Origin of the sequence: Halpernia sp. (genome assembly GCF_048269545.1) — a bacterium.
Lineage (GTDB): Bacteria > Bacteroidota > Bacteroidia > Flavobacteriales > Weeksellaceae > Halpernia.
Window position 1 is genome coordinate 36,224 of record NZ_JBLXIJ010000003.1, and the last position, 25,178, is coordinate 61,401.

General features: G+C 32.8%; 15 protein-coding genes. 7 read left to right on the plus strand and 8 right to left on the minus strand.

Annotation, left to right across the window (positions count from 1 at the left end; genetic code table 11):
* Nucleotides 1–164: 164 nt before the first annotated feature.
* From ACN0WB_RS05930 to dnaE, 7 genes are all read right to left on the minus strand, one after another.
* Nucleotides 165–701: a hypothetical protein gene (locus ACN0WB_RS05930; protein ID WP_417429832.1), complete on the minus strand. Its 537-nt coding sequence runs from the start codon at nt 699–701 to the stop codon at nt 165–167.
* Between the two features lie 172 nt (nt 702–873).
* Entirely contained in the window at nt 874–1,395 is a 522-nt protein-coding gene (locus ACN0WB_RS05935; RefSeq protein WP_417429834.1) for a hypothetical protein, read from the minus strand.
* Between the two features lie 404 nt (nt 1,396–1,799).
* Entirely contained in the window at nt 1,800–4,979 is a 3,180-nt protein-coding gene (locus tag ACN0WB_RS05940; RefSeq protein WP_417429836.1) for an efflux RND transporter permease subunit, read from the minus strand.
* Between the two features lie 144 nt (nt 4,980–5,123).
* The gene (locus tag ACN0WB_RS05945; RefSeq protein ID WP_417429838.1) at nt 5,124–6,200 is read right to left on the minus strand and encodes an efflux RND transporter periplasmic adaptor subunit; all 1,077 of its coding nucleotides are present in this window, start codon (nt 6,198–6,200) and stop codon (nt 5,124–5,126) included.
* A gap of 24 nt (nt 6,201–6,224) precedes the next feature.
* Nucleotides 6,225–7,568: a TolC family protein gene (locus ACN0WB_RS05950; protein ID WP_417429840.1), complete on the minus strand. Its 1,344-nt coding sequence runs from the start codon at nt 7,566–7,568 to the stop codon at nt 6,225–6,227.
* Between the two features lie 47 nt (nt 7,569–7,615).
* Nucleotides 7,616–8,221: a TetR/AcrR family transcriptional regulator gene (locus ACN0WB_RS05955; protein ID WP_417429842.1), complete on the minus strand. Its 606-nt coding sequence runs from the start codon at nt 8,219–8,221 to the stop codon at nt 7,616–7,618.
* A 74-nt stretch (nt 8,222–8,295) separates the two neighbouring features.
* Nucleotides 8,296–12,900, minus strand: a complete 4,605-nt coding sequence (gene dnaE, locus ACN0WB_RS05960; protein WP_417429844.1) for a DNA polymerase III subunit alpha — start codon at nt 12,898–12,900, stop codon at nt 8,296–8,298.
* A 193-nt stretch (nt 12,901–13,093) separates the two neighbouring features.
* On the opposite strand from dnaE, the gene ACN0WB_RS05965 reads away from it, so the two are divergent.
* The 3 genes from ACN0WB_RS05965 to ACN0WB_RS05975 all read left to right on the plus strand — a co-directional run bounded on the left by ACN0WB_RS05965 (nt 13,094) and on the right by ACN0WB_RS05975 (nt 16,902).
* The gene (locus ACN0WB_RS05965; RefSeq protein WP_417429846.1) at nt 13,094–14,323 is read left to right on the plus strand and encodes a hypothetical protein; all 1,230 of its coding nucleotides are present in this window, start codon (nt 13,094–13,096) and stop codon (nt 14,321–14,323) included.
* A gap of 6 nt (nt 14,324–14,329) precedes the next feature.
* A complete protein-coding gene (locus tag ACN0WB_RS05970) occupies nt 14,330–14,641 on the plus strand; it encodes a hypothetical protein (protein WP_417429847.1) in 312 nt (103 codons plus the stop codon).
* A gap of 185 nt (nt 14,642–14,826) precedes the next feature.
* Nucleotides 14,827–16,902 carry an alpha-ketoacid dehydrogenase subunit alpha/beta gene (locus ACN0WB_RS05975; RefSeq protein ID WP_417429849.1) on the plus strand — a complete coding sequence of 692 codons (2,076 nt, stop codon included), beginning with the start codon at nt 14,827–14,829 and terminating at the stop codon, nt 16,900–16,902.
* Nucleotides 16,903–17,034: 132 nt separating this feature from the next.
* Here ACN0WB_RS05975 and cax read toward each other — a convergent pair whose 3' ends face one another.
* Complete coding sequence (cax, locus tag ACN0WB_RS05980) at nt 17,035–18,099, minus strand: calcium/proton exchanger (RefSeq protein WP_417429851.1); 1,065 nt, start codon at nt 18,097–18,099, stop codon at nt 17,035–17,037.
* Between the two features lie 244 nt (nt 18,100–18,343).
* On the opposite strand from cax, the gene ligA reads away from it, so the two are divergent.
* The 4 genes from ligA (at nt 18,344) to ACN0WB_RS06000 (ending at nt 25,139) form a co-directional block, all read left to right on the plus strand.
* Entirely contained in the window at nt 18,344–20,347 is a 2,004-nt protein-coding gene (gene ligA, locus ACN0WB_RS05985) for an NAD-dependent DNA ligase LigA (RefSeq protein ID WP_417429853.1), read from the plus strand.
* A 127-nt stretch (nt 20,348–20,474) separates the two neighbouring features.
* A complete protein-coding gene (locus ACN0WB_RS05990; protein WP_417429855.1) occupies nt 20,475–20,900 on the plus strand; it encodes a Fur family transcriptional regulator in 426 nt (141 codons plus the stop codon).
* 43 nt (nt 20,901–20,943) lie between these two features.
* Entirely contained in the window at nt 20,944–22,884 is a 1,941-nt protein-coding gene (locus tag ACN0WB_RS05995; protein WP_417429857.1) for a heavy metal translocating P-type ATPase, read from the plus strand.
* Nucleotides 22,885–23,003: 119 nt separating this feature from the next.
* Nucleotides 23,004–25,139 carry a S46 family peptidase gene (locus ACN0WB_RS06000; protein ID WP_417429859.1) on the plus strand — a complete coding sequence of 712 codons (2,136 nt, stop codon included), beginning with the start codon at nt 23,004–23,006 and terminating at the stop codon, nt 25,137–25,139.
* Nucleotides 25,140–25,178 lie beyond the last annotated feature (39 nt).

Sequence of the window (25,178 nt, forward strand, 5' to 3'; positions counted from 1 at the left end):
GCTTTTTTGCTCGGCTTTTTTTGTTTTTGAGATTGCCAAACGAAAGGATTCGTGCGGAAGCGGAGCGGAAACTTTCTTATTATAAATTAACCTTCGGAACATCTAAAACGGTTAAACTTGCGATTCCTCCGCACTATTGCCAATACGCTGTTATCTGATGTTTTTTATAGACATTTTATTTTTATTATTAAATTTTTTGTCTTTTGACGATTTGGATCTTCAGTGACATCTATATGTTGAATTTTCATATTTTGGTCAAAAACTAAAACCCATTGATAAGGATCATTTGAGATATTACCGTACCGTTTTTCATTTTCAACTTTTGATGTTTTTTTTAAGTTATAGTTTGAATTTTTTAAATTTTTAATTACTTTTCTAGTAAAGTTATAGTCCTGAATTTTTTTGGAAACTACAATTAAGTTAATAAGGTTATAATGAAAAGTTTTAGTTTTAAAATATTCTAAAATTTCCGATTTGTAATCTTCTTTTAAAATAACATAAAATTGATTTTTAGATTTATCAGAAAACGAATTTACAATTAAGACTGCGTCTTTCTTTCTAAAAAAATCATCGTTGCTTTTTGAATTTTCTATAAATAAATCAATGTATTTATTTAAACTGTAGTTTTTCTCAACTTTGGGAACTTGTCCAAAATTTAAATTTGAAATCACAACTGAAAATATTAAAAATATTAATCTCATAATTTTGTGGAGAGCAATGTTAAAATATCAGATAACGTTTTGCGGCTTTGCGATGGTGCGGATAAATATATAAAATCTTTCTATTATAAAATAATCTTCGGAATTTCTAAAATCTTTAAACTAGCGAAAATCCCGCACTATTGCAAAACCGCTGTTAGCAGACGTTTTTTTTCTAAATTACTATTGTTCCAAAGGTCAGAAATGTCAGTTGTGCACCTTTTATAAAATCTGCCAAAGTAGTATTTTCATCTGCATTTTCATTTTGTAGTTCAAAATAATATTCGCTTGGATTTACAGAATTTAAGAATGAATTTTTTGAATTTGAATTATAAATCCAAAATTTAAATCTTCTTGTTTGCGGATTTGGATTCAAAAGATATAGTTCGTCAATTATAGAAATTGTAAGTTGATAACTGCCATTTATTTCATAAGGGTCAAGAAGTCCACTTGTCAAAATCAATTTTGTTAGTTGATTACTTTTTTCGCTAAATTCAAAAGATTTTGTAATGTTAAAAGAAACTTTATTGTCGGTAACAATTATTTGTGAAGGTAGGAATTTGCCAAAGGTCATTTTTTTGTATTTCGTCTCAAAAATTTCTTTTGCAGGATGATATTTTCCACTATTTATATTTTCAGTTTGACCGAAAAAATTTAATGAAATAAAAAATATCAATATTTGGATAAGTGTTTTCATAAAATGACTGCTAACTCATTTATATGTATGACAAAATCATATAAAACCACCCAAATTTGGGTGTATATGTATGACGTTTATCATACTTTATTTCTAAATCAAATATAGAAAAAAAACACAAAGAATACTTAAAATGTATTTTGAGTTTTATAAATAATGCTTTCTTTATTATCAAAAAAAATATTCCCGTCTTTTTAGCCCCGATTGAAACGGCATCCTTTTTTGTTATTGCGATTAATTAAAAGTTCAACAGATTGCTTCGCTTTGCTCGCAATGACGAAAAAGATATAGTGGAAAGCGGGAACAATGCTCAAAAAATTAAACAAACGTCTTGCTCCTAAAAATAAAAAATATCCGTCCCAACAAAAAGTCAGAACGGATTTTTAAAGACAATTTAAATAAAACTATTGGTGTTTTACAGAGAAACCGTCATCTTCTAATTCGTGAGGTGTATAATCTGCATGCATTTCTGCTTCGTAATCTATTGTTTTTCCTTTTGTCGCTCTTCGAATCAAACCATCAAAAATCGAATAAACAACCGGGACAATTACTAAAGTTAAAAATAGCGAAGAAACCAGTCCTCCAATGACAACCCACGCTAAACCATTATTCATTTCTGCGGCAGCGCCATTTGCCAAAGCGATTGGAAGCATCCCAAAAACCATGGCAATTGTGGTCATTAAAATTGGACGTAATCTTGCGTGATTGGCTTGTATCAAAGCGTTGTAGGTAGATTCTCCTTCTTCTTTTCTGTGATTAGTAAAATCTACAATCATAATCGCGTTTTTCGCGACCAGACCAATTAACATAATCATTCCTAAAATAGTGAAAATATTGATCGAATTATTTGTTAAAGCAAGCGCAATCAAAACGCCGATCAAAGCCAACGGAATTGAAAATAAAACGACGAACGGATACACAAAACTGTTATAAAGCGCGACCATTACTAAATAAACCAAAAGTATTGCAGCGCCCAAAGCAAGTCCCAAAGTTCCAAAACCTTCCGTTTGGTTTTCTTTATCGCCACTCCAAATCCAGTTCACGCCGGCTGGTTTTTTCAAAGTTTCAAATTTTGCTTGCCATTCATCGGCAATTGTTCCCGCAGGTTTCCCAATCGCTTGTGCTTCAATAGTTACAGACGGAGATTTATCACGTCTTTCCAAGAAACTTGGACCAGAACCTTCTGTGACACTTGCAAATTGTTCCAATTTTATTTGTTGTCCGGTTTTATTGACAAAAATTAAATTTTTAACATCATTAATCGTGGAACGTCCCTTTTGGTTGTATTGAATATTAATATCGTATTCATTATCTCCGGCGCGGTATTTTCCATTTGTATTTCCGCTAAAAGCAGTTTGCATGGTTAATCCAACGGTTTGTAAATTTAAACCTAACAAAGACATTTTATCACGATCCACTTGCACATTAATTTCCGGACTTCCGCCTTCAATACTCAGTTTTATTTCTGCTGCACCAGGAATTGTACGCAATTGTGCTTCCGCTTGTTTTGCATATTCTAAAGCAGATTTTAGATCAGAACCCGTTACAACTAAAGCCAAAGGTGCGCGTTCTGCACCCAAAAGTCCAATTGGAACAGTCTTCACTTTTGCACCAACTAAAACGCTTTCTAATTGTCTTTTTAATTTCGCTGCTGCGATAAAGGAATTGTCTTCACGTTTCGATTTATCCACTAAAATAACGTCAATTTCAGATTTGTATGCAGTTGCTTGTGCGCCACCAAATCCATCACTGGTTTGTCCGACGGTTGTAATGACACGCGAAACTTCTTTTTGAGAAGTTAAATATTTTTCTGCTTTTTGAGCCATAAAATTTGATTGCTCAATGGACGCGTCTTTTGGTAATTCTATTTGAACTAAAAACTCACCTTTGTCAATTTTGGCGAAAAATTCACCACCAATAAAACCGCCACCAAATAAGCCGAAAATGGATCCAAAAAATAAAACAACGACCAAAACCATTGATATTATTTTATTTTTTCTACTTTTTAAACACCATTTTAAAAGTCCGGAAACCCAGTTTGTAAACATATCCAATCGTTGCTCAAAGGCTAAAATGAATCTTTGAAAAATATTGGCACCAGTTAATTTTTCTAATTTTCCATATCTGGAAGATAACCACGGAACGATTGTAAATGACGAAAGTAATGACAATAAAGTCGCAATAACAACAGTCACACAAAACTGTGAAATAATATTAGAAACCAAACCTGTACTTAACGCAATTGGCAAAAATACCACCACAATTACAAGCGTAATTGCCATTACTGTAAAGCCAATTTCGGAAGTTCCATCATACGCGGCGCGGACCTTATTTTTGCCCATTTCCATATGTCTGTAAATATTTTCCAAAACTACAATTGCATCATCCACCAAAATACCGACAACTAAAGAAAGTCCTAATAAACTCATTAAATTTAAAGTATAGCCCAAAAGATAAATTCCAATAAATGTGGCAATCAATGAAGCCGGAATTGAAACCATTACAATAAATGCATTCCGAATACTGTGTAAAAACAGCAACATTACGAGCGCCACTAAAACTACGGCAATTAATAAATCGTGCGTTACATTATCTGCAGCATTCAATGTAAATAAAGTGGAATCATTTACAATATCAATTTTTACATTTTGTTTTTTATAATCCGTTTCAATCTTTTTAATTGCGGCGCGCGTTTTCTCACTCACGGCTACTGCATTTGCATCGGTTTGTTTCACAACTTGCAAAATTATTGCTGCTTTTTGATCTACTCTCGCGATTTTTTCCACATCTTTCTGACCATCTTCTACAAAAGCAACATCGCCCAAACGAACTTGTGCGCCATCTTTTGTTTGTAAAACCAGATTATTTAATTCTTCAATACTTCTGTATTTCCCAGAAAGTCTAATGATTGTAGAATTATCTCTGGTTTTCACATTTCCTGTTGGGAAATCTAAATTTGAACTTAAAATAGCCTGTTGAATTTCTGGAACAGATAAACCAAAACCTTCAATTTTTGCTGGATCGAGATTCACTTTTATCTCACGTTCCTGTCCTCCAACTAATTTCACTTGCGCTACACCTTGAATTCTGGAAAGAACTGGTTCAATTTTTTTATCTAAAAGGTCGTAAAAATCTTTTTGATTTAAATTAGAAGTTGCACCAGCGGTAATAATTGGCAAATCACTCAATGAAAATTTTAAGAGAGCGGGCGGTTTTGCATCTTCTGGCAGATTCGCAGTAATTGCATTTATTTTTCTTTGTGCGTCATTAATCGCGTAATTCGTATCTGCGCCTGCATTTAAAGTAACCGTAACGAGTGAAAGACTTTCAAACGATTTTGACTCTACTTTTTTAACGTTTTCGAGCGAAGAAATGGCATCTTCAATTTTTTTAGTTACGGAATTTTCAACTTCACTCGGCGAAGCACCTGGATAAACCGTAGAAATTGTGATGGTATTAATATCAAATTTCGGGATAAGTTCGTAGCCTAAACTATTGTAACTAACGATTCCGCCAATCGTTAAAATTGCGAAAAGCACAATAATTAACGTGGGACGTTTTATGGATATTTCTGCTAATTTCATATGGATATGATAATTTTTTTAAGGTCGTATGCTACCGCCAAAATTCGATACTGAACTCTAAACAGTTTCGTAGAGGTCGATTTCATATATATTTTTAAATAATTAAATTACATCTAGAATTAAAAAAATTCTAAAGTCGAATTTCTATTTGGCGATCTGAACTTTATCGCCGTTCACCAAATTAATTTGTCCCGTTGTTGCAACAATTTGATCCGGTTTTAAACCGTCAATAATTTCGATTTTATCTCCAAAAATTCTACCTGTTGTTACTTTTGTAAGCGTTACAGTTTTATCTTTATTAATTACGAAAACTTGTCCGCTACTTACACCGTCAACAAATGCTTCTTTCGGCACAATTAACATGGCGTGAGAAATTCCTTTGTCTTTGGAAGAAAAAACTGCCGTTCCGTACATTCCTGCGCGCAATTTATTTTTAGACATATTTGAGATCTGAATTTCAACAGGAAAACTCAAAGAAGCATCTGCCAAAGGCGCGATAAATGTGATTTTCCCACCAAAAGTATCTTCTGGAAAAACACTTGCTTTCACTTCGATTTTATCACCCAAATGCAAATTCGCCACTTGCGCTTCAGTAACGGTCACTTTTAATTTTAAACTGGAAACATTCACAATATCAAACATCGCCGTTCCTGGTGCAACAACACTTCCTGGTTCGATGTAACGTCTATTTACGACACCATTTATCGTAGCGCGAACATTGGTATCGCCAACTCTGATGTTGGATTGATCCAATTGTGCTTTTGCATTTTTTAACTGCAGCCTGGAATGATCCAATTGTTGCTTGGTTACGCCGCCTGTTTTAAAAGCATTTTCATAGCGCTGATTATCGATAATGGCATTTTGATAAGTCGCTCTTGCAGTAGAATTATCAACTTCCAATTGGTCTTTTTTGATGGTTGCCAAAGTTTGCCCAATTCTTACGTTACTTCCTTCATCAACTAAAACACGCACAATTCTGCCGCTCATTTCTGAGGGAAAAGTTAAACTTTGAAAGGGCGCAAACGTTCCATTTGCCGAATAATCTGTAGAAATATGTTCGTATTTCACAATCGCAGAATTAACGATAACTGAGGTATTTGTTTGGGCCACAATTGCCGTCTGTTCCTTATTTTTTTCTTTATTTTTCTTTAAAGTATAAGCACCGAGAACTACTAAAATAATCACGAGAGCGGTGTAAATGTATGGTCTTGCTTTTTTCATTTTAAAAATGTTTGTAATGAGTTTTTATTTAATGTAATGTTTCAAATCACCTTGCGATTTGTAGTATTGGATTTCTGCAATTTTGTAATCTAAAACGGCATTGGTATAATTATTTTTCGCCTGTACCAAAGAATTCTCAGCATCAAGTAAATCCGTCAAAGTTGCTAAACCATATTGGTAATTGCTTTTGGTATTGGTTAAAACAGATTCTGCTAAAGTCACATTCGCTTTTTGATTGTCAATAGCTGACAAACTGTTGTTGATCTGAGATTTTGCATTTTGATAATCTAAATCTAAAGCCAATTTTCTATCCTCAATATCTGCGTCATTTTTCTCAATGTCAATTTGTGCTTTTGCGACTTTTGCTTTGGTCGCGAATCCATTAAATATGGGAATTTTTATGCCCAAACTAATGGTAGAATAATCTGACCAGTTCACACCATTTGAACTTCCGTGTGTCAATGGAAATTTATTTCCTTGTCCTTGCCAATTGTAGCCTGCGTTCAAAGAAGCGGTTGGATAATATTCTGCTTCATCTGCTTTTTTCTGAAATTCTAAGAGTTCTTTTTGTTTGTTTAAAATTTTAATTTCTGTGCGGTTATCCGTGGAAACAGAATCGTCAAAAAGATGTGGTGTTACTTCCATATCTTGCGCAACCACTTCAATTGGCGTATTAATCGCCATTCCCATATAAAATTTTAAAGCATTTTCGGCTTGCGTTACGGCATTTTTACTTTGCGTAATCACCGTGCTTATATTTGTCAAATTAACATTTGTTCGGTCTAAGTCAATTTTTTTAGCCAATCCATTGTCAAATAAACTTTTAATAATATTTCTTGCTTTTTCCGTACTTGCATAACTGCTTTCCAAAGTATTCAGTTTTTCTTTAACCGTAAAAACCTGAAAATATGCCGTAGAAACACGCTCGATAATTTGTTCTTCCGTCAAACTCGCATTTAACTCATAAAATTCTTTTGTCGATTTTGCGGCTTTTAAACCCACAAAAACCTGTTGATTAAACAAAGCCTGCGTTAAATTTACGCCTCCAACTGCAACCCATTTCTGTCCAAAAGGCACCAAAATAGTTGTTCCAGGAGCACCGAAAATTTCGCCCGGCAAAGCACTTTCCTGCAAAATTGGATTGTAAGTTAAATTTGCTGAGCCCGTAATTTTAGGAAGCGCTCCGGCTTTGGCTTCCATAATTTGATAATCTGAATTTTTTACACTCAAAGCCGCCTTTTTAGCATCCGCTTTATTTTGTAACGCAAACTCAATTGCTTCTTTTAATGTAATACTTTGTTGGGCGGCAACTCTAAAAAAAGTTGAACCCAAAAGAAGTATAGATATTAATTTTGTCCACTTGGTCATTACTTATCGTTTTATAATTCTTTATTATTTTTAAATTTAGTTCTAAATTATTGCTTCAATTTTGCTTTTTCTAAAATCTCCCGGCCTTTTTCCGTGCTGATTGAATAGAGGTAAAATAAAACCCCTTCAAAACAGAAGTTACTTCTTTCGCACTGTTCATTTTCAAACAACACCGAATTTTCAAAGGACAGCATAATTTTTAACAAAAATCGGATATAAAGACTTTCGTTAAAATCTGCTCTATAAAGTCCTTCTTCTCTACCCTTTTCAATGTTTTTTACTAAAAATTCAGATATTTTTTCGTTCATATTCAAAATATGTTGATCAAAGATCGAAGGATAATACTTCAGTAACTGTCGAATAAAAACACTCTGATTGGTGCTGGAAAATTTCTCAAAGTCATTATCTTTTATCAAAACTTTTTCAATGGCATTTGTATTTTCTGCGTCATTGGTTTTGATGGTATCAATTATCTTTTGCAATTTAAAATCTAAAATCGCCGTTAAAAGTTCCTCTTTGTTCTTGTATTCTTCGTACAAAGTTCTTTTTGAAATAGAAACATGTTTTGCCACATCATCCATAGTGACGGCTTTTGCACCATTTTCAAAAAATAATTCTGAAACTTTTTCTAAAAAAATTGTTTTTTCATTCATAATAAGATGCAAAGATATTCTAAAAAAACTTAAAAACAAAAATAGTTTCCAAGTTTTTTTAAGTATTCTAATAATTAATTTAGAAAGAATTCAAATTTATTCATTGTATTAAATAAAGACAAAGTTTCTTCATTGATCGCAATATGCGTTTGTACAGAATGCATCTCGATATGAGACTCTTCTTTATTTTTAATATAAAAATTTAATTTTTTATCACCTTTTTTCTTAATTAATGATTGAAAAAATTCTAAATCTTGTTTACGCAAATCTTCCAAATTAATTACAACACTCATACTTTTTGCAAATTTTTGTAAAGATTCTCGTAAATCTTCCACATCTGTAATATTCACAAAAACACGACCGTCTGCCGAAAGCGAATATTTAAATTTAATAATCACAAAACGTTGCACATCTACTTTATCACGAAGTCTCAAGTAATCGCGATCACCTAATCGAAAACTTTGACTTCCTGTATAATCTTCCAAAGTTAAAAAAGCAATTTTTTCTCCACTTCTTGGGCTGTCTTTTACTTCATATTCTGTGATTAAACCTGCAACTGTAAACTCTTTGGAGCGGTCATTTATTTTTTTGCGTTCGTTCCACTCTATTTTATTTTCTACAAATAAACTAGGATTTAAATCTGCAAAAACTTGGTTTTTATAAACTTCAACTTCATCTAAATTAAGAAAATTGAAAGCACCTTTTGGTTCTACTTTTTTCAAAACATCTTCAATAATTTCTTCTTCATCATCGCTATTTTCAATTAAATCTAAAACTTCAATATCATCATTTTCCTCTGTTATTTCTGTGGGTAAAATCACCGTTTCTAGTTCGATTTCTTCTTTTTTTGTTTCTAAAATTTCTTTTCGAGAAAGTGCGCCTTGTATAAATTTAAACTGATATTGAAACTCATCTAGCGGATGCGCAGAAAGATAAAATCCTATAATTTCCTTTTCTTTATTAAGTTTGTGCATATTTTGCCATTCAGGAGCTGGATTAATTTTTGGTTTTTCAATCTTCACTTCATCAGCAAAATCGGCAAAAAGTGAATGTTCAATTTCATTTTTTCCTTCCTGAAAACTATGTCCATATTTTAGCAAAATTTCCAAATTCGTTCTTCCAGAATTATCGGTATCAAAATACTGAGCCCTGTGATAAGAATCAACCTCATCAAAACCACCGCCGAAAACTAAACTTTCTGCGACTCTTTTATTCATTTGTGAAAAGGGAGTTCTTTCAAAAAAATCATAAATATTTTTAAAAGCTCCTTTCTTTCTTTCTTTTACAATTGCTTCACTCGGACCTTCTCCAATTCCTTTAATAGCGCCCAATCCGAAACGAATTTGTCCTTTGTCATTCACAGCAAAATGGTAAGAAGACTCATTTACATCTGGACCTAAAACATCCACCCCAATATTTTTACAATCTTCCATAAAGAGTGTAATCTGCTTCGTGTTATTAATGTTATTACTCATCACACTTGCCATATATTCTGCCGGAAAATTGGCTTTTAAATAAGCGGTGTGATAAGCAATTAACGCATAACAAGTGGAGTGAGATTTATTAAATGCGTATTCTGCAAAAGCTTCCCAATCTTTCCAAATTTTATCTAATTTTTGTCTGTCTAAATTATTTTTTTCTCCACCTTCAATAAATTTCGGATACATTTTATCCAAAACAGCTTTTTGCTTTTTACCCATTGCTTTTCTCAAAGTATCGGCTTCACCTTTTGTGAAATTAGCTAATTTCTGTGACAACAACATTACTTGCTCCTGATAAACAGTGATGCCATAAGTTTCTTCTAAAAATTCTTTGGTTTCTGGTAAATCATACACTATTTCTTCAGAACCATTTTTCCGATTGATAAAATTTGGAATATATTTTATAGGTCCTGGTCTATAAAGTGCGTTCATCGCAATTAAATCCTCAAATTTTGTAGGTTTCAATTCGCGCATATATTTTTGCATTCCGGGACTTTCATATTGAAAAATCCCAACCGTTTTTCCTTCTTTAAATAATTGAAAAGTTTTTTCATCATCCAAGGATAAATTATCTAAGTCAATTTCAATATTATGTTTTTCTTTAATTAATGCAATGGCATGTTTTAAAATCGTTAAAGTTCTTAAGCCAAGAAAATCCATTTTAAGCAAACCTGCATCTTCCGCCACAGAATTATCAAATTGTGAAACCAAAATATCGGCATCTTTTGCAGCAATTGTTATAGGAACTAAATTTGAAATATCTTCCGGCGTAATAATCACACCGCATGCGTGAATACCTGTATTTCTAATGCAACCTTCCATTTTTCGTGCAGCATCTAAAACAGGAAATCTCCCATCATTGGAATTTTCTAAAATCATTTTCATTTCATCTGCCAAAACGCGATCTTCCGGACGTAATTTTTCCGGTTTTGCCAAGGCTTTTCCGATATTCATTCCGGGAGTTCCTGGAACTAGTTTTGCGATATTATTAGTTTCGGAAATAGAAACATCCATCACTCTTCCCGCATCTTTTATGGCAGATTTTCCTCCTAAAACTGAGTATGTAATAATTTGTGCAACTTGGTTTTTCCCATATTTTTCAACCACCCATTTTATAATTTTATCTCTTCCTTCATCATCAAAATCAATATCAATATCGGGCATTGAAATACGTTCTGGATTGAGAAAACGCTCAAAAAGTAAATCGTATTTTATAGGATCCACATTTGTAATTCCGATACAATAAGCGACCACAGAACCAGCCGCAGATCCACGTCCCGGACCAACCCAAACGCCCATTTGCCGCGCAACTTCACAGAAATCTTGCACAATTAAAAAATAACCTGGATAACCCGTTTTGGCTACAACTTCTAATTCAAAATCAATTCTTTCTTTTATTTTTTCAGAAATTTCACCGTATCTTTTCTTCGCGCCTTCATAAGTTAAGTGTGTTAAATACGCCATTTCACCACGTTTTCCTGCGTCTTCTAAATCTTTTGGATCTAAAAATTGTTCAGGAATTTCAAATTTTGGTAATAAAACATCACGCTTTAAAGTGTAAGGTGTAATTTTTTGTAATAATTCTGAATAAGCTTCAAAAGCATCTGGAAAATCTTGAAAATCTTTCTTTAAATCTTCCGAATCTTTTATGAAATAATTATCGCTTTTTAAACCTCTTCTTTTTCCAAAACCTTTTCCAATTTCGGTCGTTAATTTTTCTCCATCTTTAATACAATAAAGAATATCCTGAATTTTTGAATCTCCTTTTTCTGTATAAAAAGTTTCATTTTGTGCTAAAATTTTAACCTCGTATTCGTCTGCAAACTGAAGTAAAATTTGATTTAAATAGTCTTCTTCTGGCAAATGATGGTTTTGAAGTTGAACATAAAAATCACCACCGAATTCGTTTTTCCACCATTTAAATAATTCTTCTCCTTTTTGCTCTCCAAAATTTAAAATAGCATCTGGAATGTCGCCATTTATACCAGAAGTCACGGCGATTAAATCTTCTTTATATTCAGAAATCATCTCCCGACTAATTCTTGGAACTCCGAAATAAAATCCATTTACAAAACCCAAACTTGAAAGCTTGGTTAAATTTTTATAGCCATTTAAATTTTTTGCTAAAAGCACAACATTAGTACGTCTATCGGGATCGTCTTTCGTAAATTGTTTTTGATTTGGACGATCTGAAATATAAAATTCACAACCTAAAACTGGAATTAATTTTTTCTCAGAAATATCAAAATTTTCTGAATCTTCTTCTTTTAATTTATCCTCTAAACTTTTATTGTATTTTTCAACTTCTGATATAAATTTAAAAGCACCCATTAAATTTCCTAAATCCACCAAACCAACAGCCGGAAAATTATTTTTCGTAGCTTTTGTAATTAAATCTTGAATACTTGAAGAAGATTGCAAAGAGGAATAAATACTGTGGTTGTGAAAATTAAAATAATCACCGATTTCAATTTCATCTGTATCACCAAAATCAACTTTATTCTTGCGGTTTTTATTGGCTGCAACCTGCCTTCTGACAACAATTCCAAAAGGTTTTATAGGTGAAGAATGTTGAGATTGAAATTTCTGGAAAACCTCCTCGCTGATTTTTAAATCTTCCGCGGAAATAATATTTAAACGCATCATTTCAAAGAAAATTTGCGCTGTTGCATTTACATCTGCGGCTGCATTGTGTGCTTCATCAAATTTATGCTGAAAAAGAATTTCAAATAATTCTTCCAGTTTCGGAGATTTCCATTTGCCGTTTCTTCCGCTTCCGAGTTTACAATAATCCGTTCCCAAGATCATCGTATCTGCAGACGCCACTTTCTCTAAAGAATTTTCTAAATTTTTACGTAAAAATTCTGCACCAACAATATTATAATCAAACTCTACATTGTGACCAACACCAATTTTTGTTTTCTTTAAAACTTCTGCAAATTCTTCTAAAACTTCGATCAAATCTCGACCTTCTTCTCTTGCCATTTTAGTAGAAATTCCGTGAATTCTGCTCGCATTAAAAGGAATATCAAAACCTTCTGGTTTAATGAGATAATCTTGATTTTCCAGCAAAGTTCCGTCATTGTCGTGAAGTTGCCACGCAATCTGCACCATTCTCGGCCAATTGTCTGAATCTGTGAGCGGTGCGTTGAAATTTTGAGGTAAACCAGCGGTTTCGGTATCGAAAACTAAATACATTTAAAGGAAGAATTTTTGTAAAATTAGTTTAAAATTAGCAGAAAAAAAAGTAGGGGTTTTGAGAATTTTGATTTGTTTTATTTAAATTATTAAAATTAAATTGTACTAAGTATCAATCAAATTCTTATCAAATATTTTTTCTAAAAACTTGTGTATATTTGAATGTCATTTTAATTGTAAATATTATCTTAATATGTTTTTGATTTATAAAAAAATACATTTTAAAATCCCAGAGTTAATTAAATTATTACCAAATGATCAGGTCGATTACAAATTGTATGTCTGGAAAATTATTGATGACAAAATATATCTATCAAACGACGACTTATTAAATAGTAGCGAAATATTTTCGAAGTGGGTAAATGCGAAATTATCTCTAAAAATTAATCCCGCTCTAAATTATAATAGAAAATATAAGGGTTCATTTTATTACGAATCCGCTGTGATTGTTTTTAAAATTAGAAATGGAGAAATTGTCGAAAAATATATTCAAATCGTTCCAAAATCACAAGAACTTAATCCACATTTGTACTCAGATAATCTCATATCGTTCAAAGAACAATCATTCACTTGGCGATTAGAAGAAAATTTTAAATTGTTGCTTCGCGAAGAATTTGAAAAATTTAAAGAAACCAAAACACTTGGAAAAATTAAGGAATTGGTTACTTCAATCAGATCAGAATATTTTAATAATACCAGCAAACCTTCGTTTGATTTTTTTCAACAAGGTGGTTCGATGACAGATTTATTAGTTGATCAACTTTTAATTTCGGTGGGTCCAAATTTCATATTTATTTATCCTCAAAATATAATTAGTAATAAATACCAAGAACTATTGAATTTATATTTTCAATATGTATCAGAAGTTATCGATAATTCTGACAATGTTGAATTTGAAAATCTTGGATATTACTACAAACCTAATAAATTTGACACTGAATTTGTTTTATGGGCAAACCAAAACCTTAAATGGTTTGTATTAAGTCCAACTTTTTTCATAAATCCTATACTTACTAGACAGTATATTTCAGTTAAAAAAGTAAGGGATGTTTTTTTTGAATACAAAATTCAAAATACTACTCTAGAAACTAATGAATTTTTAACAAATGATGACATTAGATTGAACTTTAATAAAATTAATTTGAACTATAATTCGGAAGAAAATTCATTTAATTATTGTGTAACAAGAGACAAACTATTCTTTGATATTCTTCTTAGTAAATCTGATGAAATAAATGAAGAAATTATAAATAACATTGAATACGACACCGAAAGTGAGGAACTTACATATAAAACAGAACGAGACTATTCGGAAGAATATTACAATCAAGATTATGAGCCAAACGATAATAATTGGCTAAGAGATGCGGCTGGAACGGACAATCCAGAAACTATGAACGATGCATTTTGGAATTTAGATTAATTAATTATGGAATATAAATTTAACCAAATTATTAATTTTGGTAAATACAACGGTTTATCAATCGAAGATATCGCACATAAAGATTTAGGATATTTATGTTGGTGTGTAAAAAACATTACAGAATTTATCTTAGATAACGAAACACTTGTTTTCTTAAATGAAAATTCAAATAGTCTTTTTAACTCATCGTACATAAATTTAGATTATCTTTTGGATAACGATGATGCAAATGTGAAGATTAAACAAAAAAAAGAGATTGAAAATATTATCAAAGCAAACATTATAAAATTACAATACTTAAAATTAAATCCTACTTAATAGTTTTTAATTATATAGAACTTTACCAAAGAAACACTATAAAAATTCTAAATTTATTATATTAAACCTATTCGCATTTAAGTAATTTTAAGTAAAATTTCAAAAATTTTTTTTACTCATTTAAAAAATAATTCCTCAAAAAACCATTTTCCAAATTAGCCAAACTTTCCGTAACTTTGAGTTCTATGGAATTAAACACAGAAAACTTGGTTTCGAAGGACATTTTATTACAGGCTTTTCATCACATGATGCTCGCAAAAGCAACTGCAGACATCTACGAAGAGAACAGAAATATTACGAAATATGTGCATTCCACTTCCCGCGGTCACGAAGCCGTGCAACTCGCAACGGCTTACCAATTAAAAAAAGAAGATTGGGTTTCGCCTTATTACCGCGATGAAGCGATGCTTTTGGGAATGGGTTTTACGCCATACCAACTGATGTTGCAATTATTGGCAAAAGCCGAAGATCCTTTTTCCGGCGGGCGTTCTTACTATTCTCATCCTTCAAGTTTGGATGAAAATTTTCCTAAAATAATCCACCAAAGTTCCGCGACAGGAATGCAGGCAATCCCAACAACCGGCGTTGCACAGGGTTTAAAATATATCCAGGAATTTAATTTAAAACAATTTGATGAAAACCCGGTCGTCGTTTGCAGTTTGGGCGATAATTCTGTCACGGAAGGTGAAGTTTCGGAAGCCTTTCAGTTTGCCGCTTTGCATCAATTGCCTATCATTTATTTAGTTCAGGACAATGAATGGGGAATTTCTGTAACCAAGGAAGAAGCCAGAACTTCCGATGTTTATGATTTTGCCGCAGGTTTTGTGGGTTTAGAAAGAATGAAATTTAACGGGACTGATTTTGTGGAAAGTTTCACACATATGAAGCGTGCGTTTGATTTCGTTCGTGAAGAACAAAAACCACTTTTAGTTTGTGCAAGTACGGTTTTGATCGGTCATCATACTTCGGGTGTTCGTAGAGAATTTTATCGTGATGAAGCAGATTTAGCAAAACACAATGCAAAAGATCCGGGAATTATTCTTAAAAATTATCTGCTTTATGAGGGTTTTGATGAAACTCAATTAGAAGAAATCACCAAAGAAACCCGAAAAATCGTAGAAAAAGATTTTGAAAAAGCCATTGCAGCAGAAGAACCAGATGTAAATTCTGTAGAAGATTTTGTGTTTGTTCCCACACCAATTTTAGAAGAAACCGGAACACGCGTTCCCACAGATACAAAAGAGAAAATTGTGATGGTGGATGCGGCCATTCACGCCATTCAGGAAATCATGTACAAACATCCGGAAGCCTTACTTTACGGGCAAGATGTGGGAGAAAGAATTGGCGGTGTTTTCCGCGAAACCGTAACTTTAGGTAAAAAATTCGGAAATAAACGTGTTTTTAATACTGCGATTCAAGAAGCTTATATTATTGGTTCTACGGTTGGAATGAGCGCGGTTGGTTTAAAACCAATTGTGGAAGTTCAGTTTGCAGATTATATTTATCCAGGAATTAATCAATTAATCACAGAAATTTCAAAATCTTCTTATTTAAGTTGTGGGAAATTCCCTGTGAGTAATATTATTCGAGTTCCAACAGGCGCTTACGGCGGCGGCGGACCTTATCATAGCGGAAGTGTGGAGAGTATTTTAGCTAATATTAAAGGAATAAAAATCGCGTATCCAAGTAATGCAGCAGATTTTAAAGGTTTATTAAAAGCTGCATATTACGATCCAAATCCTGTTATCATGCTTGAACACAAAGGTTTGTATTGGAGCAAAGTTCCTGGAACTGAAGACGCAAAAACGATTGAGCCCGCTGAAGATTATATTTTACCTTTTGGAAAAGCAAATACAATTTTAGAAGCTAATAAAACTGAAATTGACGCAGGTCGATCCATGGTTATTATCACTTATGGAATGGGCGTTTATTGGTCAAAAGCAGCCGCAAAAAACCATCAAGGAAAAGTTGAAATTATAGATTTACGAACATTAATTCCATTAGATGAATCATTTGTTTTTGAAAGTGTAAAGAAACACGGAAAATGTTTAGTTTTAACAGAAGAGCCATTGCAAAACTCTTTCGCAGAAGCTTTTGCATCACGAATTTCTAAAGAATGTTTTAGATTTTTAGATGCACCGGTTGAAACTTTGGGTTCTGTAAATTTACCTGCAGTCCCAATTAATTTAATTTTAGAAAAAGAAATGTTACCGAATGCTGAGAAAGTGTCGGTGAAAATTTCAGAGATTTTGGCTTATTAGTTTCACGCAAAGACGCAAAGATTTCCGCAAAGAGCGCAATGAATCGCAAAAGAAATATTTTTTTTAACTTTAAAAAGTTTTAATTTAAACTTTAAAACCCAAAAAAATTTTGTGACTTTTGTGGTTTAAAAACTATCCCCACCAAAAAGCAGCCGCAATAATAATATAAAGTCCAATTAACGCAACACCTTCTAACCAAATGCTTTCACCATCAAATACAATAAAAGCGCTTACAATTACCGCCAAAGCAAACGCAGCTAAAAGTAAAGGACTTAACACAAATGATAAGACCGCACCACCCAAAAAGAAAGATAAAATAATTAAAATTGGATACAAAAATAAAGCGATTTGAAGAGAAGAATTCATAATTACACTTACCGCATAATCCGCTTTATTTTTTAAAGCTAACTGAATTCCCACTAAATTTTCTATTGCGTTTCCTGCGATTGCAACCACGATCAATCCAGCAAAAACATCATTAATTCCGAGAGAATCCATTGCTGGTTTTAAAGCATCAACAAACCAATCGGATACAAATGCAGCGCCTAAACCTGAACTTGCCAAAATAATTAAAGTCAATGTTAAAGACCAATCGGAATGATTTTCACGCTCATCTTCCGGTTTATCTGGTCTTAAAGATTTATCACCTTTAATAGAAAATATTAAACTTGTAGAAAAAACAACAATTAAAACAACGGCAACTAAAATATCAAGCATATTAATGTGGCTTTCTGCAGGTGTGTGAAGATAAAATGTTAAAGTAGGAACAGCCATTGCCGCAAATGCTAAAATCATTAAAACAGAATTCATTTTGGGTGCTTCGGAATGAAAATATTGTCGTCCATTTTTTAAACCGCCTAACAAAATCGCCATTCCGAAAACCAAGACCGAATTTCCTAAAATTGAACCAATTAAAGCCGATTTCACAACCGTATCTAAACCCGCTCTCAAAGCGAAAATACACACAAAAAGTTCAGGTAAATTTCCTAATGCCGATTGCAAAACACCTGTTGCAGCAGGTCCCATTCTACTTCCCAACTGTTCTGTGGCTTTGCCGACAATCATCGCTACTAAAACCAATGCAAACGCAGCAATTAAAAAAAGTAAAACAGAATTTATTTCTGAATGTGCGGCGAAACCAGTAATTGCAGTTACGATTAATGCGCCAATAATTAAAAATAAATCTTTTTTCTTCATAAACCTTTTATAAAACAAATTTAGCATTTTTTCAAAATTTTAGAGATTATTTTATTGGATTATTTTTTTTGGCAGCTTTATCCGTCTTCCGTTCCCGCTTTTTTGCTCCGCGTTCCGCTTCACAAAAAGAGCTCCACTCAAGCCGGGCTGTGAAATACGACTAATTAGTTATAACTTTTTATCATTTAAAAAGAGTGGCAAGTAAAATCAATTCCTTATTTTTGTTAAAAGTGATTTACTAAAAATGTCTCAAGAAATAAAACAGAAAATCGAGCAACTTCGCGCACAACTTCATCAATATAACTATGCTTATTATCAAAATGATGAGTCTTTAATTTCTGATCTTGAATTTGACCAAAAATTAAAAGAACTTCAAAAACTAGAAAGAGAAAATCCTGATTTTTTTGATGAAAATTCACCAACCATGCGAGTCGGTGGAGAAATCACAAAAAATTTTCCCAACATTCAACATCAATTTAGAATGTATTCTTTAGATAATTCTTATGATTTTAATGACCTTGAAGAGTGGGAAAAACGAATTGAGAAAACCTTTGGAAAAGATGAAATTGAATTTGTAGCAGAATTAAAATATGATGGTGCATCTATTTCAATTCTTTATGAAAAAGGAAAATTAATTCAGGCTGTAACGCGTGGTGATGGTTTTCAAGGAGATGAAATTACACAAAATGTAAGAACAATTTCAGACATTCCTTTAACTTTAAACGGTGATTTCCCGGAGCGTTTTTTTATGCGCGGCGAAATTTATTTAACTAGAAAAAATTTTGATAAAATAAACGAAAAGCGCGAAGAAGAAGGTCTTGATTTATTTATGAATCCGAGAAATACAGCAAGCGGAAGTTTAAAAATGCAGGATTCAGCGGAAGTTAGAAAACGAAAATTATCGGCGGTTTTATATCAGTTTATCTCTGAAGAAATTCCCGTAGAAACGCACTGGGAATTATTGCAAAAAGCAAAAACCTGGGGTTTTAATATTTCAAACGAAGCCAAACTTTGTAAAAATTTAGACGAAATAAAAGATTTCATTAATTATTGGGACAAAAAACGCCACGATCTTCCCTTCGAAATTGATGGAATTGTATTGAAAATCAATAATATAAAACAACAGCAAATTTTAGGTTACACCGCAAAATCGCCTCGTTGGGCGATGGCGTATAAATTTAAAGCAGAAAAAGTGGAGACCAAATTAGAAAGCGTAGTTTATCAGGTTGGACGAACGGGAGCAATAACGCCTGTTGCGAATTTGAAACCTGTTTTATTAGCTGGAACAACCGTAAAACGTGCGACTTTACACAACGAAGACCAAATAAAAAAACTCGGTTTGCATGAAGATGATTTCGTTTATGTCGAAAAAGGTGGCGAAATTATTCCAAAAATTGTCGGTATTAATTTAGAAAAAAGATTACCAAATTCTAAAGCAGTTAAATACATAAAAAGTTGCCCAGAATGCGGAACTGAACTTGTAAGAATGGAAGACCAAGCGAATCATTTTTGCCCGAATGAATTGCATTGTCCGCCACAAGTTGTGGGAAGAATGATTCACTACGTTTCCCGAAAAGCGTTGGATATTGAGAATTTGGGAAGTGAAACTATTGAGCAACTTTACAGGGAAAAATTAGTGGAAAATCCCGCAGATTTCTATGTTTTAACCAAAGAACAATTGTTGCCTTTGGAGAGAATGGCTGAAAAGTCGGCGCAAAATATTATTGAAAGTATTGAGAAATCAAAGGAAATTCCGTTTGAAAAAGTATTGTTTGGAATCGGTATAAAACACGTAGGAGAAACGGTTGCTAAGAAATTAGTTAAGAATTTTTCAACTATAGAAGAATTGCAAAATGCGAGTCTCGAAGAATTGGTTCAGGTGGAAGATATTGGAATTAAAATTGCGGAAAGTATTCATGAATTTTTTCAAAATCCAGAAAATCTTTTAATGGTTGAAAGATTAAAAGAATACGGTGTAAAAATGGAAAAAGATGAAAATTTCAACCAAACAATTTCTAATGTTTTAGAAGAAAAAACCTTTCTATTCACGGGAAAATTATCCCTGTTCACGCGTGAAGCTGCAGAAGAAATGGTAGAAAAAAATGGGGGAAAAAATATTTCTGCGGTTTCTAAAAATTTGGATTATCTCGTGGTTGGCGAAAAAGCCGGAAGCAAATTAAAAAAAGCACAGGATTTGGGCACGATTACAATTTTGGATGAACAGGAATTTTTGGATTTATTTAATTAAAAAACCGCATAATCTGATTAAATTTTCCCGCAAATTTTGCAGAGAACGCAGATTAATATCTGTACAAAAATTAAAAATCTGCTTAATCTGTACAATCTGCGAAAGTAAAAAAAATAGAACCACAAGAATGAATTCCGAATTTGTAGAACAAAAATTAGAGCATAAAAAAATCCCCATTACGGCGATGCGGAAGTTGGTTTTGGATGTTTTCTTATCTGAAAAAAAATCGATTTCACTCGCTGATTTAGAAACAATTTTAGAAAATTCTGACCGAAGCACACTTTATAGAACCCTAAAAACTTTTGAGCAAAAAGGACTTATTCACGGGATTCAGGAGAATAATACGACGCAGTATTTACTTTGCAACGACGCTTGCGATGAAGATAATCATTATGACTTTCACCTGCATTTTTACTGCAACAAATGTGAAAAAACAACGTGTTTGGAAGATGTCGATTTTGAAGGTTTAAAATTCCCGAAAGGTTACAAAATCCAAGATTTAAAATTCGTGGCAAACGGTATTTGCAAAGAATGCACGCAAATAATGCAATAGTGTTGCACTTTGTTTTTGGCTAATTTTGTAAAAAAATTATTAAATGTCACAATCTTGCTGCAGCACAGAGGAAACTTCTCATAACCACGACGATCACGATCATTCCCAAGAAAATGCAAATAATAGTCTTTTACAACTATTCTTTCCTGCTATAATTTCTTTTATATTATTAATAATAGGTATAATTCTCGATTATATCTTAAAACCGACTTGGTTTCAAGGTTATTTTAGAATTGCACTTTATATTTTGGCTTATATTCCAGTCGGTTTTCCGGTTTTAAAAGAAGCTTTTGAAAGTATTAAAAAAGGTCAATTTTTTTCAGAGTTTTTCCTAATGTCGATTGCTGCAATTGGCGCATTTGCAATTGGTGAATATCCAGAGGGCGTTGCAGTGATGCTTTTTTACAGCGTGGGAGAAAATTTTCAAATTTTAGCAGTTCGTCGGGCAAAAGGAAATATTAAAAATCTTTTAGACCAAAGACCAGATGAGGTGACGATTTTAGAAAATAATATTCCGAAAACAATTAAAGCCGAAAAAGTTGAAGTAGGCCATTTTGTACAATTAAAACCTGGCGAAAAATTGGCTTTGGACGGCGAACTCATTTCTGAACGCGCAAGTTTCAATACCGCCGCTTTAACTGGCGAAAGTAAACCAGATTCCAAGAAAAAAGGTGACCCTGTTTTTGCCGGAATGATTAATTTAAACTCGGTTTCTGAGGTGGTAATTACCAAAAAATACAATGATAGCAAATTGTCTAAAATTTTAGAATTGGTTCAAAATGCGTCCTCGCAAAAAGCACCCACCGAACTTTTCATTAAAAAATTTGCGAAAATCTACACTCCGATTGTAGTTTATCTTTCAATTGCAATCACATTTCTACCCTACTTTTTTGTTGCAGATTATGAGTTTAGAAATTGGTTGTACCGTGCTTTGGTTTTTCTTGTAATTTCTTGTCCTTGTGCTTTGGTAATCAGTATTCCGCTCGGATATTTTGGTGGAATTGGCGCCGCGAGCAGAAACGGAATTTTATTTAAAGGTGGAAATTTTTTAGATTCTTTAGCCAAAATTCAGAATGTGGTGATGGACAAAACTGGCACGATGACGGAAGGTGTTTTTAAAGTTCAAGACATAAAAATTGACAAAAATTTTAATGAAAAAGATATTCTAGAAAAATTAAATTTAATAGAAAGTAAATCTACGCATCCGATTGCGACGGCGATTCACGATTTTGTGGGTGAAATAAATCACGCACAAAATATTTCTAATATTGAAGAAATTGCCGGTTTTGGTTTGAAAGCCAATTTTAATAGTAAAGAATTTCTAGCAGGAAACTTTAAATTACTGGAAAAATTCAATATTAAATATGATAAAAATTTAGAAAATAATCCTGAAAGTGTAGTTGCCATCGCTTTCGACAATTACTTTGTCGGCTATATTACAATAGCAGATGAAATTAAAAAAGAGGCAAAATCCGCGGTTGAGTCGTTGAAAAAATTAGGAATAAAAGTCACCATGTTGAGTGGCGATAAAACCGCGGTTGTTGAAAAAGTTGCCAAAACTTTGGGTATTCAAAATTATTTTGGAAGTCTATTGCCAGAAGATAAAGTGTCAGAATTAAATAAAATTAAAGCCAGAAAAGAAACCGTGGCTTTCGTTGGTGATGGTGTAAATGATGCACCGGTTGTTGCGCTTTCAGATGTCGGAATTGCGATGGGCGGTTTGGGAAGTGATGCAACTGTAGAAACAGCGGATGTTGTGATTCAGGACGATAAACCGACTAAAATTCCAATGGCTATTAAAATCGGAAAAGAAACCAAAAAAATTGTGTGGCAAAATATTTCGCTGGCTTTTGGAGTAAAATTTATTGTTTTAATTTTGGGCGCAGGTGGTTTAGCGACAATGTGGGAAGCGGTTTTTGCGGATGTTGGTGTGGCACTTTTGGCAATTTTGAATGCGGTGAGAATTCAGAAAATGAAGTTCTGATTTTTAGATTTTAAATTTTAGATTTTTTGAAAGTTAAAATTTAGTTTCTCATTTGGTTAAAATTTTTAAATTTTAAAAATCCTTTTAATTTTAGTATTTTAGGACTTTTAAAAATTGATATGAAGAAACAAATAATTATAGCAGCTTTTTTATTTAATTCTGCTTTTGCAATAGCGCAAGAATACGGTGGAATGTGGATTCCAACCGAGGTGAATGAAAAAGAAATGAAATCTTTGGGCATGAATATTTCCGCCAAAGATATTTGGAACACTAATAGACCGAGTATAAAAGACGCGGTTGTTCAATTTAACGGCGGTTGTACGGCTGAAATTATTTCTCCAAATGGTTTACTCTTAACAAATCACCATTGCGGATTTGGACAAATTCAATCACATTCTACCGTGGAAAATGATCTGCTTTCTAACGGTTTTTGGGCAAAAGATATGAAGGGTGAACTTTCAAATCCAGGGGTTAAAGTGGATTTTATAACAGACATCAAAGAAGTCACAGATCAGGTTTTAGCTAACACAAAAAATTTAGGTGAAAAACAAACTTCAGCAATGATTAAAGCAAATATTGCAACAACAATTGCCGGTTTTAAAAATAATTCTTTTCAAAAAGTAATTATTAAACCAATGTATGACGGCAATAAATATTATGCTTTCGTTATTGAAACTTTTAAAGACATAAGATTGGTTGGTGCACCGCCGCAAAGTATTGGAAAATTTGGTTCTGATAACGATAATTGGGTTTGGCCACGTCATACAGGAGATTTTTCAATGTTTAGAATTTATGCAGATAAAAATAATAATCCTGCTGAATATTCTGTAGATAATGTACCATATAAACCCAAATATTTTTTACCAATTTCTTTAAAAGATAAAAAAGAAGATGATTTTACTTTTGTGTTTGGATTTCCGGGCAGAACTCAGGAATATTTACCGTCAATCGCTATTGAGAAAATAATTGATGACATAGATCCAGCGAAAATAAAAGTTAGAGAAATTGCATTAAAAACTTTGAACGAAAAAATGCGAACTGACGATGCAACTCGTCTAAAATATGCATCAAAATACGCATCAGTAGCTAATTATTGGAAAAAATGGATCGGCGAAGTGGAAGGATTAAAAAAATCTAAAGCCGTTCAAAAAAAGCAAGAGTATGAGATGCATTTAGAGAAAAAAAATCCAGAAATTAAAACCACAATTTCTAAATTTAATACACTTTATACTGAACAAGCGCCATACGCTTTAAACAACGCTTATTACGGCGAAGTTGTGAGAAATGCTGAAACTTTAAGATTAGCTAATTATTATATTAATTATGTAGATGCCAAAGAAAGTGGAAAAATGTCACGTGAAGCTGAAAATCGTTTTGCAGAAACACTTTCAAATTTCTATAAAGATTATGAAGGCGCTTTAGATGCAAAAGTAACCGCAGAATTATTGGCTTTGTATCAACAAAAAACGCCTGCAGAATTTTTACCAGATGATTTCAAACAATTTTCTAATGTTTCTGAAAATTATACAACTATAGAAAATTGGTCTAAAAATTCACTTATTTCTGGTCGAGGAAATTTGAATGGAAAAATGGCAAGTACAAATGTTAAAGCGCTATTAGAAGAACCAGATTTTATAAATTCAATTAAAAAAGATCCTTTTTATATCTTAGCAAATAACTTGAAAGAAAGTTATATGACTAAAGTTGACGGCAAATTTAATGACTACCAAACGGAAATAAATGAATTGCAAAAAACTTACATGGCGCAATTATTGGCGACCGATAAAGACAGAAAATTTTTTCCTGATGCGAATTCTACTTTGCGTGTGACTTATGGACAAGTGAAAGGTTCAAATCCAAGAGACGCTGTTTATTACGGTTATCAAACGCATTTAGCAGGAGTGATGGAGAAATATGTTCCTGGAGATTATGAGTTTGATGTGCCGAAAAAATTAATTAATCTTTACAATACTAAAGATTACGGCGTTTACAAAGATGCAACAGGTGATGTTCCTGTAAATTTCACGGCCACCAATCACACAACTGGCGGAAATTCTGGCAGTCCAACTTTAGACGCTAACGGAAATTTAATCGGTATAAACTTCGACAGACAATGGGAAGGAACGATGAGTGACATTAATTATGATCCGAAATTATGCCGAAATATAATGGTGGATATAAAATATGTCTTATTCATTATCGATAAATACGCCGATGCAAAATGGCTTTTAAATGAAATGAAAATTGTGAAATAATATTCATCCACTAAATAGAAAAACGCGCGTTATAGCGCG

Coding starts and splice junctions, on each gene's coding strand:
- ACN0WB_RS05930 (WP_417429832.1), bottom strand. CDS start 701: ATGAGATTAATATTTTTAATATTTTCAGTTGTGATTTCAAATTTAAAT.
- ACN0WB_RS05935 (WP_417429834.1), bottom strand. CDS start 1,395: ATGAAAACACTTATCCAAATATTGATATTTTTTATTTCATTAAATTTT.
- ACN0WB_RS05940 (WP_417429836.1), bottom strand. CDS start 4,979: ATGAAATTAGCAGAAATATCCATAAAACGTCCCACGTTAATTATTGTG.
- ACN0WB_RS05945 (WP_417429838.1), bottom strand. CDS start 6,200: ATGAAAAAAGCAAGACCATACATTTACACCGCTCTCGTGATTATTTTA.
- ACN0WB_RS05950 (WP_417429840.1), bottom strand. CDS start 7,568: ATGACCAAGTGGACAAAATTAATATCTATACTTCTTTTGGGTTCAACT.
- ACN0WB_RS05955 (WP_417429842.1), bottom strand. CDS start 8,221: ATGAATGAAAAAACAATTTTTTTAGAAAAAGTTTCAGAATTATTTTTT.
- dnaE (WP_417429844.1), bottom strand. CDS start 12,900: ATGTATTTAGTTTTCGATACCGAAACCGCTGGTTTACCTCAAAATTTC.
- ACN0WB_RS05965 (WP_417429846.1), top strand. CDS start 13,094: ATGTTTTTGATTTATAAAAAAATACATTTTAAAATCCCAGAGTTAATT.
- ACN0WB_RS05970 (WP_417429847.1), top strand. CDS start 14,330: ATGGAATATAAATTTAACCAAATTATTAATTTTGGTAAATACAACGGT.
- ACN0WB_RS05975 (WP_417429849.1), top strand. CDS start 14,827: ATGGAATTAAACACAGAAAACTTGGTTTCGAAGGACATTTTATTACAG.
- cax (WP_417429851.1), bottom strand. CDS start 18,099: ATGAAGAAAAAAGATTTATTTTTAATTATTGGCGCATTAATCGTAACT.
- ligA (WP_417429853.1), top strand. CDS start 18,344: ATGTCTCAAGAAATAAAACAGAAAATCGAGCAACTTCGCGCACAACTT.
- ACN0WB_RS05990 (WP_417429855.1), top strand. CDS start 20,475: ATGAATTCCGAATTTGTAGAACAAAAATTAGAGCATAAAAAAATCCCC.
- ACN0WB_RS05995 (WP_417429857.1), top strand. CDS start 20,944: ATGTCACAATCTTGCTGCAGCACAGAGGAAACTTCTCATAACCACGAC.
- ACN0WB_RS06000 (WP_417429859.1), top strand. CDS start 23,004: ATGAAGAAACAAATAATTATAGCAGCTTTTTTATTTAATTCTGCTTTT.